Source organism: Sulfitobacter sp. AS92 (assembly GCF_038900015.1).
GTDB lineage: Bacteria > Pseudomonadota > Alphaproteobacteria > Rhodobacterales > Rhodobacteraceae > Sulfitobacter.
In genome coordinates this window covers 46,760-59,098 of record NZ_JBBMQL010000012.1, presented here as the reverse complement: position 1 = coordinate 59,098, position 12,339 = coordinate 46,760, and the positions used below count along the sequence as shown (strand labels likewise).

Annotated in this window: 11 protein-coding genes; 4 read left to right on the top strand and 7 right to left on the bottom strand. The window is 58.3% G+C overall.

The features are described from left to right. Positions 1–60 precede the first annotated feature (60 nt). Positions 61–543 (top strand): tripartite tricarboxylate transporter TctB family protein, encoded by a 483-nt coding sequence (locus WNY61_RS16735; RefSeq protein WP_342852582.1) that lies wholly within the window; start codon positions 61–63, stop codon positions 541–543. 1 nt (position 544) lies between these two features. Further along, positions 545–2,056, top strand: a complete 1,512-nt coding sequence (locus tag WNY61_RS16730; RefSeq protein ID WP_342852581.1) for a tripartite tricarboxylate transporter permease — start codon at positions 545–547, stop codon at positions 2,054–2,056. 398 nt (positions 2,057–2,454) lie between these two features. Here the strand turns inward: WNY61_RS16730 and WNY61_RS16725 are convergent, their stop codons facing one another. The 6 genes from WNY61_RS16725 to WNY61_RS16700 are packed head-to-tail and all read right to left on the bottom strand — an operon-like array spanning position 2,455 to position 8,234. Continuing rightward, positions 2,455–2,919 carry an HAD family acid phosphatase gene (locus tag WNY61_RS16725; RefSeq protein ID WP_342852580.1) on the bottom strand — a complete coding sequence of 155 codons (465 nt, stop codon included), beginning with the start codon at positions 2,917–2,919 and terminating at the stop codon, positions 2,455–2,457. Then, positions 2,916–3,461: a histidine phosphatase family protein gene (locus WNY61_RS16720; protein WP_342852579.1), complete on the bottom strand. Its 546-nt coding sequence runs from the start codon at positions 3,459–3,461 to the stop codon at positions 2,916–2,918. Before WNY61_RS16720 ends, WNY61_RS16725 begins: the two co-directional genes overlap by 4 nt. Further along, a complete protein-coding gene (locus WNY61_RS16715; RefSeq protein WP_342852578.1) occupies positions 3,458–4,474 on the bottom strand; it encodes an MBL fold metallo-hydrolase in 1,017 nt (338 codons plus the stop codon). The genes WNY61_RS16720 and WNY61_RS16715 overlap by 4 nt, the downstream gene beginning before the upstream one ends. Before the next feature lie 51 nt (positions 4,475–4,525). Further along, positions 4,526–5,575: an ABC transporter ATP-binding protein gene (locus WNY61_RS16710; protein WP_342852577.1), complete on the bottom strand. Its 1,050-nt coding sequence runs from the start codon at positions 5,573–5,575 to the stop codon at positions 4,526–4,528. Beyond that, on the bottom strand, positions 5,563–7,269 hold the full coding sequence (locus tag WNY61_RS16705; RefSeq protein ID WP_342852576.1) for an iron ABC transporter permease: 1,707 nt from the start codon (positions 7,267–7,269) through the stop codon (positions 5,563–5,565). Before WNY61_RS16705 ends, WNY61_RS16710 begins: the two co-directional genes overlap by 13 nt. Beyond that, positions 7,266–8,234 carry an ABC transporter substrate-binding protein gene (locus tag WNY61_RS16700; protein ID WP_342852575.1) on the bottom strand — a complete coding sequence of 323 codons (969 nt, stop codon included), beginning with the start codon at positions 8,232–8,234 and terminating at the stop codon, positions 7,266–7,268. Before WNY61_RS16700 ends, WNY61_RS16705 begins: the two co-directional genes overlap by 4 nt. 170 nt (positions 8,235–8,404) lie before the next feature. Here WNY61_RS16700 and WNY61_RS16695 point away from each other — a divergent pair, with 170 nt between their 5' ends. Next, entirely contained in the window at positions 8,405–9,169 is a 765-nt protein-coding gene (locus tag WNY61_RS16695) for a DeoR/GlpR family DNA-binding transcription regulator (protein WP_342852574.1), read from the top strand. A 423-nt stretch (positions 9,170–9,592) separates the two neighbouring features. Here WNY61_RS16695 and WNY61_RS16690 read toward each other — a convergent pair whose 3' ends face one another. Beyond that, positions 9,593–10,480, bottom strand: coding sequence for a LysR family transcriptional regulator (locus WNY61_RS16690; protein ID WP_342852573.1), 888 nt, complete (start codon positions 10,478–10,480; stop codon positions 9,593–9,595). Between the two features lie 197 nt (positions 10,481–10,677). Here WNY61_RS16690 and WNY61_RS16685 point away from each other — a divergent pair, with 197 nt between their 5' ends. Next, positions 10,678–12,207, top strand: a complete 1,530-nt coding sequence (locus tag WNY61_RS16685) for an ABC transporter substrate-binding protein (RefSeq protein ID WP_342852572.1) — start codon at positions 10,678–10,680, stop codon at positions 12,205–12,207. Positions 12,208–12,339: the final 132 nt, after the last annotated feature.

Genomic DNA, 12,339 nt, shown 5'->3' with positions numbered 1-12,339 from the left:
ACTGCGAAGGGCAGGGCGGTTCGCCGCCCTGCCCAGATTTGATCTCTGGGAGGAGACGTCATGGCGCTTGATCGCTGGATTGCACTTATCTTGCTGGGCCTCTGTCTGGCCTATGGATACACCGCCTGGCTCACGATGGACGCAGAGCTTGCCCCCTTCATGCGGCGCAACCCGATCTGGCCCAGCACCTTTCCCAAGGTTCTGTCGATCCTCGGCGTGATCGCCTCATTGATCATCCTTCTGGGGCTGGAAAAGAGCAGCTATGAGGTTGGCGAGATCGATTACCGCCGCTTGGGCGATTACCACCTGTGGCAGGCTTTGCTGCTTTTGGCGCTGATGGTGGCCTACGCACTTGGCCTGCGCCCCTTGGGGTTTCTCTTCTCCACCTCGGCTTTTCTGATCCTCGGGTCTTTCATCCTCGGTGAGCGCAAGTGGCATGTGATGCTGCCGGTGGCGCTGATCGCCACGTTCTCTGTCTGGTACCTCGTTCAAGAAGTGCTGGGCATCTACATGCGCCCGCTGCCGGGCTTTTTGGGAGGCTGATATGCTTGAAGGACTGTTGATGGGCCTCACGACGGCCCTGTCCCTGCAAAACCTGCTGATGGTTGTTGCGGGCTGTTTGATCGGCACTTTCATCGGCATGTTGCCGGGGCTGGGACCGATGTCGATCATTGCCATCATGATCCCGGTGGCGATCTCCATGGGCGACCCCTCGGCGGCGCTGATCCTGCTGGCCGGGGTTTATTACGGTGCCATCTTTGGCGGCTCGACCTCCTCGATCTTGCTGAACGCACCGGGCGTGGCGGGCACCGTGGCCTCCAGCTTTGACGGCTATCCGATGGCGCGACAGGGCAAGGCCGGCAAGGCGCTGACCATCGCCGCCATCGCGTCTTTTGCCGGTGGCACCATCGGGGCGATCCTTCTGATGATCTTTGCGCCCGCGTTGTCCTCGGTCGCGCTGCTGTTCCACTCGGCGGAATATTTCGCGCTGATGGTAGTGGGTCTTTCGGCCATCGCCGCCTTTGCAGGGACGGGGCAGGTCGCCAAAGCGCTGATCATGACGCTTCTAGGCCTGATCATGGCCACGGTGGGCGAGGGCGCACTGTTCAACATGCCGCGCTTCACCATGGGCATCATGGACCTGCAATCGGGCTTTGGCTTCATCACGCTGGCCATGGCGATGTTTGCGCTGCCCGAAGCGCTGTTTTTGGTGCTCAAGCCCAAAGACTTCAAGGGCGGCGAGGGCGAGATCAAGGACATGCGGATCACCCGCGCCGAAGCCCGTGCCATCGCCCCGGTGATCGGGCGCCAATCGCTGCAAGGGTTCTTTATCGGCGTGTTGCCAGGTGCCGGGGCCACCATCGCGAGTTTCCTCGGCTACGCGGTGGAACGCAACATCGCGCCAAGACACGAGCAGGACGAATTTGGCAAAGGCTCGATTAAGGGACTGGCCGCGCCCGAGACCGCAAATAACGCCGCCTGCACCGGGTCGTTTGTGCCGCTCCTGACGTTGGGTATCCCCGGCTCGGGCACCACGGCGATCTTGCTTGGGGCACTGATCGCGCTGAACGTCACGCCCGGTCCCCGCTTGATGATCGACGAGCCGCAGATCTTCTGGGCGGTGATCATGTCGATGTTCATCGGTAATCTGGTGCTTTTAATCCTGAACCTGCCGCTGATCCCATATATCGCTAAGGTGTTGTCGGTGCCGCGGACTTTCCTGATCCCCTTCATCCTCTTCTTCACGCTGATGGGGGCCTATATCGGCCAGAACAATGCAACCGAGCTTTTGCTGCTGGTCGGCTTCGGGGTTTGTGCAACCGCGCTCAAATTTGCCGACTACCCGCTGGCACCTCTGCTAATCGGCTTCATTCTGGGCGGCATGATGGAAAACAACTTCTCCCGCTCGATGCAGCTTTATGATGGTGTCGCTTTTATCTGGGAGCGCCCGATGACACTGGGCCTGCTGATCATCGCGGTCATTCTGGTGGTGTTGCCGAGCTACCGCGCGCGCCGGGCCCGGGCACGGGCTGCCGGGGTCGCCGAAGGGGACTGATCGACGGCAATTTTCAAGTCCGAGGTTGGATGAATGGTGAAAAAAAAGCGGGGGTGTCGCGGAAGTTTGCGGCACCCCTGCAGAAGATGGGTGGGGGCGTGCTGAAACAGTGTTCACCCGCGCCTTTATAGCCGCATTGGCCGCAAGGGTCGGCTGCCGCGGGAAAGTTTTCAAGCTATTCGGCGACAGTGTGGTGGAGATAGCCGTAATTCGGGCCGGAAATGGCACCCCTCAGGAAGGGCGGAAACCTGACATTCTCTGCATGATACAAAGGTACGCAGTTTAGCGTAGGGAGTTGTCATTCAGCCCTCATCGATTCAACGCACAGTACTTAGAAATCAACTCCTCGAAGTGCCCCGAGGACAACGGGCCAATGGATGACATTTTTCGACCTATTCTTAGAAATCCCCCGGGGCGCATTGTAGACATACCAAACCTTCACCGCGCCACGCCTCGACCACAGAGCTTCGGTCATCAATCACCAACCAAGGTTTGAAGCCGTCAGCTTGCATTTCTTTTAGCGCTCGGCGCTTCACTTCGGGGTCGGTGGCTTCGTCCTGATCTTCGGCGCGCAGGTATATGCCATCGAAAGGCAGGTCGTGTTTGCGCAGCCATGCAATCGTATGTTCGGCCCAGCCCTTTGGCCGCCCGGAGCAAATCAGAATGGTCTCACCGCTTTCTTTCAGCCGTCGCATCAGCTTTGCGACCGGGGCAATCAATGCGGCATCTGCCATCGCGTGGTGAAAATCTTCCCAATGCTTTTCGACGCCATGTACAAGATGACCCAGCCGTTCTGCGTCGAACTCTGCGAGTGTGCCATCGACATCAAATACCACACAGGGGGTCGCTGCTGCTTGGGTCATAGGGTCTTCTCCAGTAATTTATTACCTGTGTTTTCAAATAAGAGTGGTTTTGCATTGGGCGGGCGTTGGCCCACGTCACCTGTCGTCCAGAGCACGCGCGCGGCGCGGATTACGCCCGAGTGGCATACCAATACCGGCAATGCGCGCGAGGAAGCGGCGCAAATGTCGGTGATCGTAGTTTGCACGCGCATCAGCATATCGGGCCAGCTTTCGCCCCGGTCTGGTGTGACTTCTCTGACGGGCTGCTCGCTCAAGGGTTGCCCTTCGAACACCCCCCAGTCGCGCTCGCGCAACCCGTCATGTACCTCAAACCCTCGGGCTGGAAAGGCGAGCTCAGCGGTGTGTTTGGCCCGTGACATCGGGCTTGCATGGATCGCAATCTGCACTGGCCATATAATGTTTGAAAGGGCGCGCGCCTGATCGCGACCCAACTGGGTAAGCGGGACATCCGTTACCCCGGCGATGATCTCATATGCATTGGCAGTCGTCTCGCCATGGCGGATCAGGCAAAAGCTGCGCGTTGGGAAAGGTGCTGCAGTCATAGGCGGACCCGATCATGAAAAAACACCTCAGCGTCGAGCCCTTCAATTAGGTAATCTTCCGGCTGCGTGCAGAAGGCGGGCGCAAAGCGTTTGGCGCCGAGGCGCTCTAACATCTTCACCTGATCGCGCAGCGGTGGATGCACGTTCCAACGCTGGAAATGTCCGCCCGAAACGCTGCAAATGCCCCGCGCATGGGCCGTCATATGGCCGGTGAATACGACATGCGCGTCGCGCCCCAGACGCCCGCTTTCATGCCATGCCCGTACATAGCCCCAAGCAGCACCGCCGTCGGCATTAGGCGTGTCGCAGATTAAAAACCGCGCCTGCTCCATCGGGCCACGGTCCAACAGGGGGGCGATCAGGCGGGCGTCGGCACTGACAGCACCGCTGCTGAGTGCTCCGCGCAGCGTGTCCTGACATTCAGGGTCCAGCATCACGCTTTCACAGCCGTAGCGCCGCACCAGATGCAGCGCCATTTCGCCCGCGCGGCCCGAGGGGGGGACGGGCAAAAGCACCTGACCGTCGACCCTGTCGAGCAGGGCATTCAGTGCGTCGAACCGATCTGATTGTGGTACGTCATCAAGGTGATAAGAGCAGTCCAAAATCGCGGTTGCCGCAGGGGGCGGCACATCAAAAGTGAACCAATCCGATTCCTCTGACCAATCGCCGGAATAGAACAGCCCCTCGCCCAGATCGAAGTGGAACCAGACGCCGCCCATCGCATGGCCATTGCGCCCGGTGGTCAGGGTGACGCCGTCGATCGTTATCTGACCCTGTTCGGGCAGCAGATGCACATTGGCCGCAGGCGGCAGGGCTTTGGCCGTTTGCGCCGTTGCATAGATCGGAAGGCCCGCCTCAACGGCATAGGACGCGCCGCCAATGTGGTCGATGTGATCATGGGTGATGAACACCGCCTCGGCCCCTTCAAGCCACGCGGGATCGAAATGCGCGTTGGCTTCGGGACCGAAACCGCAATCAAGCAGCCAGATCCGATTATCCACGGTCAATTGCATGCACGCAGGGCCTTTGTCCCCGATGCCGGAAAGTAGTCGTATGCTTTGCATTTAATCCTCTGAGAAGGCCCAAGGGGTGGTGATTGTCAGGCCCAGTTGCGCGCCGACGTCGAAGCGGGCGCGGGTTTCTGCAAACAGGCGCGCGCCGCAGTCGGTCACCGTTTCCAGTAGGTATTTTCCGCCCATATAGGTGACCCGCGCGACTTTGCTGCGCAGATCGCCACTCTCAGAGATGGTCAGGTTTTCGGGGCGCAGGCAGACATGGCTGACTTGCCTCTCAGCACGTGCTGATTGCACCGCAACTTCGGCCCCCAGTATCCGCGCCTGCCGGGCCTCTCCGGCCTGCTTGACCTCTTGCACCGGCACCACGGTGCCGCGCCCGACGAATTCGGCGACAAAGCGGTTTTTCGGCCGTTCATAAAGCGTTTGCGGGGTATCGAATTGCTGAATGCGGCCCTGATCCATCACCGCGATCCGGTCGGCCATCGCCATGGCTTCGGCTTGGTCATGGGTGACATAGACCATCGTGGCCCCGGTGCGTTTGTGGAAATCGGTGAAGACACCCTGCATCGTGGCCCGCAGCGCTACATCAAGGTTGGCCAAGGGTTCATCCAGCAGCACGGCACAGGGATCAGAGACAAGGCAGCGTGCCAAGGCGACCCGCTGCCGTTGCCCGCCTGACAGATCCGAGGGCATGCGGTCGGCGTAGGTCTCAAGCCCTGTTGCGGCGAGCGCCGCACCGGTATGTCTGGCGATTTCCGTCTTAGAGAACCTGCGAATCTCAAGCGGGTAGGACACGTTGCGCCGCACTGACATATGCGGCCAAAGCGCGTAGGACTGAAACACAAACCCGATGTTACGTTCTTCAGGCGGCAGGTTCGCCCCTGTCTGGGCATTGGCCATTTCGTGGGTGCCGATGCGAATTTGCCCGCTGCTGGGGGCCTCAAACCCAGCCAAGATGCGCAGAAGCGTGGTTTTGCCACAGCCCGACGGCCCCAAAAGCGCGATAAACTCGCCGTCGTCGAACCGGGTTGTGATGTCTTGTAGCGCAGGCGTACCTGCGAATGTCTTGCCGACCGAAGACAGGTCTATGTCTGCCATGGGACAACTCCTTTGGGAAAGCGACGGGAAAACAGTTGGATTAGCGCCATGAGGACGATGACCACAAAGACGATGGTCATCGCCAAGGCACTGGCCATGCCGGTTTCGCCGCTGTCATCGAGATTGAAGATCACCACGCCCAATGTCTCGGTGCCCGAAGACCACAGGAGCGCAGAGACCGTGAGTTCATTGAACGCGGTGAGAAACACAAGGATCGCCCCCGCCGCCGCAGCTGGGGCCGAAAGTGGAAAGATCACATCGCGCAGCCGCCGGTAGAGGGAGGCACCGACCGATTGTGCGGCCTCATCCATGGCAGGATCGAACTGCTTCAGGCTTGCCTGAACCGGGCGGAACATCACCGCAAAGAACCGCGCGAGATAGGCCAGAAAGATGATCCAGATGGTGCCGTATAGCGTGGCTTCGGTGAAGGGCAGCTTAATCAGCAGCAAGATCATCGCAATCGACAGAACAACCCCCGGCAGTGCGTAGGGCAGATCAAGCAGGCTGTCGAACAGCCGCGCCAGCCGCGTTTTGCGCCGCTCCATCAGCCACGCCAGAGGCAGGCAGATCATGACCAAAGCGACAGAGGCGCCCGAGGCCAGTCCAAAGGAGTTGGCAAAGGCCCGTGAAGTGACCGGTTGGCGGAATAGCACCTCGTACCAAGATGCAAGCGTCACCGTGTCAAAGCGCAAAGTCACGCCATAGGCAGGCACGAGTGATGTCGCCAATAGGCCGAACATCGGCAGGACAAGGATGGCGAAGACCACGGCCCACAGCAGTATCTCAACCGGCAGACGGGCCGCCCCCAAGGGCAGGGCGAGCGGGCGCGAAGTGCTGCCCACAAGGTGCAACTTCTGGCGCGACTGGCACAGACGTTGCAGCAAGATGCCCGCCACGGCGACCGCTCCGATCAGCATCGCCAGAACCGAAACCTCGGCCAAGACGGTTGTCCCCATGCCGGCCAGCTTTTGATAGACCAGCGTCGGCAGCGTCGCATAGCCCGCGGGAATGCCCAGCATCGCCGGAATGCCAAAATTGCCAAGCGCGGTCACAAAGGTGATCGCCGTTCCTGCCGCAAGACTGGGCAAGGTCAGCGGTATCACAACCTGCCACCATGTGCGCAGTCCTTTCGCACCGCTGATACGGGCGGCCTCGACCACGTCTTGGGGGATAGACCGCAGACCCGCGCGCAGGGTCAGAAAGATAATCGACATATGTTGGATGCCGAGCAGGAAGATGATCCCTTGCGGCGAATAAAGCGGCTGCGGCGCGCCAAGCGGCGGTGCGATGCGCAGTGTCTTTAGCAATACCGACGACGGCCCCATGATCTGGGTCCAGGACAGGGCCGTAATCTGCGGCGGGATCATCATCGGGATCATCAGGCAAAAAACCAAAGCCGCTTTGGCCCGCAGATCCGTCAGCGCCACGAGAAAGGCAAAGGCCGCGCCAAGCACCAGCGATACCAGAGTGCCAAAACCCGCCGTTACCAGCGAATGTTTAAGCGCGCTTAGGGTAGAGGGTTGCGCCAGCACATCGCGCATAAGGGTCAGGCTGGGACTGCCCTGATCGGTGACGCCCTCGACGAACAAGCGCAAAACCGGGGCGAGCGTCAGGCAAATCGCGACGATCAGAATGGCAGAGAGCAGCCGGGCCTCGGACCGGCTGCCTCCAGTTTGTTGCGCGACATTCATCATTCAGCGCCGAAAAGCTCTGCAAATTTGGCTTTGTTGGCTTCAGCGGTTGCGAGGGCCTCGGCAGGGTCGAAGGCCATCAACTTGATGTCTTCGCGAGCGGGGAACCCTTCGGGGACGCCCATACCGTCACGGGCGGGGATATAGCCCATGTCCAGAACCAGTTCCTGGCCTTCGGAGCTGAGCAGAAAGTCGACGAATTTCTCCGCGCCTTCGACGTTCTTGGCCGAAGACATGATCGCAACCGGCTCGGTCACGTAGGAAACGCCTTCTTCGGGGAAGACGAAATCAATTGGGGAGCCATCGGCCTTGTTGCGGATTGCAAGGAAGTCAACGACCATGCCGTAGGGCTTCTCACCCGAGGCCACGGCCTTGAACGTGCCGCCGTTGCCGCCCTGTGCGCGGGCCTCGTTCGCGGCGAGGTTTTCGTAATACTCCCAGCCCAATGTCTCATCGCCGGTCAGCGTGGCAAGATGAATAAGCGCGGCGCCGGAATAAAGCGGCGAGGGCATCGCGATCTGTCCTTTGATGGAAGCGTCTGAGAGGTCTTTCCAAGAGGTCGGCGCGGTTTCTACGCCCGTGTTATAGACGACCCCGGTGGTGATCAATTTGGTCGAATGGTAATACCCTTCGGCAGAGTGCAGTCCCGCGTCATAGTCAGCGGCCTCGGGCGACTGATAGGCAGTCAAAAGACCTTCTTGCGCCATGCCTTCCAGCGTCACAGTATCGGCGATCAACAGCACATCGGGTTGCGGGTTGCCGGCTTCAATTTCAGCACGCAGGCGGGCCATTAATTTGGTTGTGCCGTCGCGAACCCAATCGACTTCGGTGCCGGGGTTGGCGGCCATAAATGCATCTACGGTGCGCTGCGCGTCGGCATTGGGCTGCGAGGTATAAAGCGTGATCGTATCGGCCATGGCTGTGCTGGCCAAGAGCGCAAAAGCGGTAGTTGTGACGAAAGACTTCATGGGGCTCTCCTGGGAGGTTAGCTTTCGAACGAAAGCAGTTCACGAGAGCCTTATCCCTGAGAAGTCTGACAGTTTTGTAACAGATATTTGAAACTTTTATTTATATTGCGATGCTTAGGAGCTTTTCCTAACCTCACAAAAAGTTCGCGAACTTATCGAAGGAATGTGCGGTGCAACGGGGCGTCACCCAGCGAAGAGATGAGATTATCGCGCTGCTTTCCAAGAGTGGCATTCTCTCCGCGGCAGAGCTCTCGGCAGAGCTTGTCGTCTCTGTTCAAACAATACGCGCTGATCTGCGCGATCTGGACGAAGCTGGACTTGTTCAGCGCCGCCATGGCAATGCACGGCTGCGGCAGCAAAGCGAGAACATCGGCTACCTGCCCCGCGAAGGCATCGCGCGACAAGAAAAACAGCACATTGCTTTGGCCGTGAAAAATCTAATCCCCGACGGCGCGCGGTTGGCATTAGGAACCGGCACAACTGTAGAGACATGCGCGCGGTTTCTGGCCTCGCATAAGGACCTTGTTGTTGTGTCCAACAGCATCCACGCTGTCTGCGCTTTACAGCACGCGCCCGGAGTACGCGTCGAGTTGGCCGGGGGCATTGTGAGAATGCGTGATCTGGATATAATCGGCACGCCAGCCCTAAAATTCTTTGCAAAAGATCAGGCTGATTACGCCATCTTTAGCTGCGGTGGCCTTTCCGAGGAGGGCGGATTGATGGACTATAATGCTGACGAAATGTCCGCACGCAAGGCCATTGCTCGCTGCGGAAAGAAGAGCATTCTGGTCATGGATAGCACAAAGAACGGATTGGATTTGGCGTTCCAGATGGAACATGTCTGGGACGTTGATGTCATCGTGACCGGTGCGAGGTTTTCAGCGTCTATTGCGGAAAGCTGTTCCCGACACGGTTGTCAGATTATCCAAGTATGACTGTGCCGTCGATTGGCGAATGCCCCGCGCGGTTGCTGAAACCTTAAGCGTGGAGTTTGGATCGCTGAAGTTGGCCGCAGAGGACGCTGGTGGGAAAAGTTAAGGGCGGTATCAATCTGTTGACGATTGCCTAATCGAGTTGCGTCTTAAAGTGGTGCTATTCTGCGCAGACAGTGCGTTTTTAAAGATCTCGGTGGCGGTTGACCTGTCCTACGCCACGAAAGACAGCTTTGGAGGACCTGCGTCGCGACGATGACCACCTTGGTCTAAGCCCGCTACGGGCCGTTCGATCAGGATGAGCATATTTTGCAACGGCGACGTAGTCTGGCCTTACCAAGATAGTTTGGGGGTAATCCGCCGTGCAGTATGTGGGTGTAGCGCGAAAGGCGGGCTTGGCCCTATAAAGGCGTTAATCGCCCCCGCTCAACGGGCGCTATCCATCAGCATCTCCACGAAGGCTTGCGCGGGCGGCGCCAGCACCTGTGACTCGGGCAGCACCAGCTTTAATTCACAGGGAATACCGGGGCTGAAGGGTCGTATTTCGATCTCAAGGTTCGAATAGGCGTCGGCTGTCAGAATATCCATGATCGATACGCCCATCCCATTCGCGACCAAACTGCAGATCGGGCCAGTGTAGGTGGAGTCAAATATGACGTTTGGGGTGACATCTGCCTCGTTGAACGCTTTCAGCAGCCGCTTTCGCATCAGGCTGCTTTCGGAAATCAGCAGCAAGGGGATTTCCTTAAGATCCTGCGGCGTGACGGAGTTAAGTTTGGACAGAGCGTGGTCCTTCGGCATCACGCAGACAAGGTTGGTCTCCGGCATCGTTTTGATTGCCACGCCGTGGACGTTGAGCGGCAAGAGCGCCAGCCCGATGTCGCATCTGCCTTTCTCGACATGTTCGACCACCTCAGGGGAGGGCCCGCTGATCAAGCTGATCAGAACATCTGGCCAACGCGCGTGAAATGTCTTTATAACTTCGGGGAGGAAAAAATACGAATGCCCGACGGTGGAGGCGAGGCGAAGCCTTCTTTTGCGGTGGGCGCCAAGTTCGGTGGCGAACTTGACCATATGTTCAAGCTCCCCGTAACAGCGTTCGACTTCGGAATGGAACGCGATGGCGTCTTTAGTGGGTTCAATGCGGCCTGCGTGACGCGCAAAAAGTTGCAATCCGTATTCCTCCTCCAGATCGCGTATCAGGCGGCTTATCGCAGGTTGTGTGACGCCCAGCACCTCGCCCGCTTGCGTCATATTTCCGGTCTCGATCACGGCTCGAAAGGCTTCAATCTGCCGAATGTTGAAACGTAGCATGAAATCAGGCCCTATCAGGTTTTGTTATGATGTGATGCTAATTTAGAATTTGCTTTATGCCCAGCCCTAAGCGAGATTTCTGTCAGATCGATTGGTTGGGCGGATGCCTAGCGGTCGTACCGGCACAGTGGCGAAGCTGCAGGGAGGCAGTTTTCGGTAGGAACAAGTGCCAATATATCTCTGGGAGGAGACAACCGATGAGACCGATGTACCTTGCGCTTGCCGCAAGCCTTTTGGCCACCACTGCTATGCCGGCAATGGCTGGCAAGGCGGACGACACACTGAACTTTGCGACCGACAAAGAGGTCGCCGTTGTCGACCCCTATTTCAGCGTGACCCGTGAACTCGTCATCATGGGCCATATGGGGTGGGACGGTCTTGTCCTTTTCAACAATAAAACCGGTGAGTTTGACCCGCTTCTGGCCACCTCCTGGGAATGGAAGAGCAACACCGAGGTCGAGTTCGATCTGCGCGAAGGCGTCGTCTTCCACGATGGCAGTACCTTTGATGCAGATGACGTCGTCTATACGATCAATTTTCTGGCCGACGAAGCAAACGGCGTTCCTGCGCAATCCGTCGTCAATTGGATGAAAAGCGCCACCAAGATCGACCAATACAAGGTCCGTCTGGAGCTGGTGCAGCCTTTCCCAAATGCTTTTGCCTATCTGGCAAATGAAATCTCGATCATGCCAGAGGGCTACTACGAAAATTCAACAATCGGTGCCGATGGTACGCGGGACCTGTCGAAAGTGACGCCGATCGGGACTGGCCCCTACACGGTCAGCGATGTCAGAACGGGCAAATACGTCAATTGGGCAAAGAACGACCAGTATTTTGCCGACGGGCCGAAAGGCACTCCTCAGATTGGCAACATCAACTTCCGGACAATTGGCGAGTCGAACACCCAACTGGCCGAACTGATGACAGGCGGGCTCGATTGGGCATGGGACGTGCCGAAAGAGCAGGCTCTGCGCCTTGAGGAAAGCGGGCAGGTTCAGGTGGTCAACGAAAAGACGCTGCGGATTTCTTATCTCGCCTTTGACGTCGATGGCAGCTCCGGTCAGGATTACTTTACGGATCAAAAAGTGCGCGCCGCCTTTGCCCATGCAATCAACCGTGAAGCCATTGCGAAAGAACTGGTCGGCCCGGCATCTGTCGCCATCCATTCCGCCTGCCACCCCGAGCAATTCGGTTGTTCGCAGGATGTGCCGCACTACGAGTACGATCCCGAAAAGGCCAAGGCGTTGTTGGCTGAGGCGGGATATCCGGACGGCTTCAAGTTCGACCTATATGGCTACCGTGAGCGTGAGTTCACCGAGGCGGTCATTGGCGACCTGGCGGCGGTTGGCATTCAGGCCAACCTAAACTGGCTGCAATACAGCTCGCTGCTTGAAAAAGTTCAGAACGGCGAGACACCGGTAAACCACATGACTTGGGGCTCAAGCTCGATCCCCGATGTGGCAGCGATCACCAGTCATTTCTTCTCGGGCAGCAGCGATGATCCGGCCAAGGATCCGCGCACTGCCGAAGCGCTGGCGCGCGGTGATACCTCGGTTGATCCCGAAGTGCGCAAAGAGGCCTATCAAGAGGCGCTGAATATCATCGCCGAAGAAGTCTATTGGCTGCCGATGTTCACCTACGCCAAATACTACGTGTTCTCCAATGATCTCGACTTCACGCCAACGGCGGATGAGATCCCCCGTCTCTATGAGGCGAGCTGGAAGTAACACGCTGCCTTACGCGTGGGTCGATCAAGCTTCCACCCTTTAAGGCGCCACCAAACCCCGCGGGTACCCAGAACTTGGGTATCCGCAGACGGGGCAAACCCATTCTCACACCAACAGCAATCGAGGTTGACC

Bases quoted from the DNA above. Each gene is read 5' to 3' on its own strand.
- WNY61_RS16735 (WP_342852582.1), top strand. From the start codon at position 61: ATGGCGCTTGATCGCTGGATTGCACTTATCTTGCTGGGCCTCTGTCTG.
- WNY61_RS16730 (WP_342852581.1), top strand. From the start codon at position 545: ATGCTTGAAGGACTGTTGATGGGCCTCACGACGGCCCTGTCCCTGCAA.
- WNY61_RS16725 (WP_342852580.1), bottom strand. From the start codon at position 2,919: ATGACCCAAGCAGCAGCGACCCCCTGTGTGGTATTTGATGTCGATGGC.
- WNY61_RS16720 (WP_342852579.1), bottom strand. From the start codon at position 3,461: ATGACTGCAGCACCTTTCCCAACGCGCAGCTTTTGCCTGATCCGCCAT.
- WNY61_RS16715 (WP_342852578.1), bottom strand. From the start codon at position 4,474: ATGCAATTGACCGTGGATAATCGGATCTGGCTGCTTGATTGCGGTTTC.
- WNY61_RS16710 (WP_342852577.1), bottom strand. From the start codon at position 5,575: ATGGCAGACATAGACCTGTCTTCGGTCGGCAAGACATTCGCAGGTACG.
- WNY61_RS16705 (WP_342852576.1), bottom strand. From the start codon at position 7,269: ATGATGAATGTCGCGCAACAAACTGGAGGCAGCCGGTCCGAGGCCCGG.
- WNY61_RS16700 (WP_342852575.1), bottom strand. From the start codon at position 8,234: ATGAAGTCTTTCGTCACAACTACCGCTTTTGCGCTCTTGGCCAGCACA.
- WNY61_RS16690 (WP_342852573.1), bottom strand. From the start codon at position 10,480: ATGCTACGTTTCAACATTCGGCAGATTGAAGCCTTTCGAGCCGTGATC.
- WNY61_RS16685 (WP_342852572.1), top strand. From the start codon at position 10,678: ATGAGACCGATGTACCTTGCGCTTGCCGCAAGCCTTTTGGCCACCACT.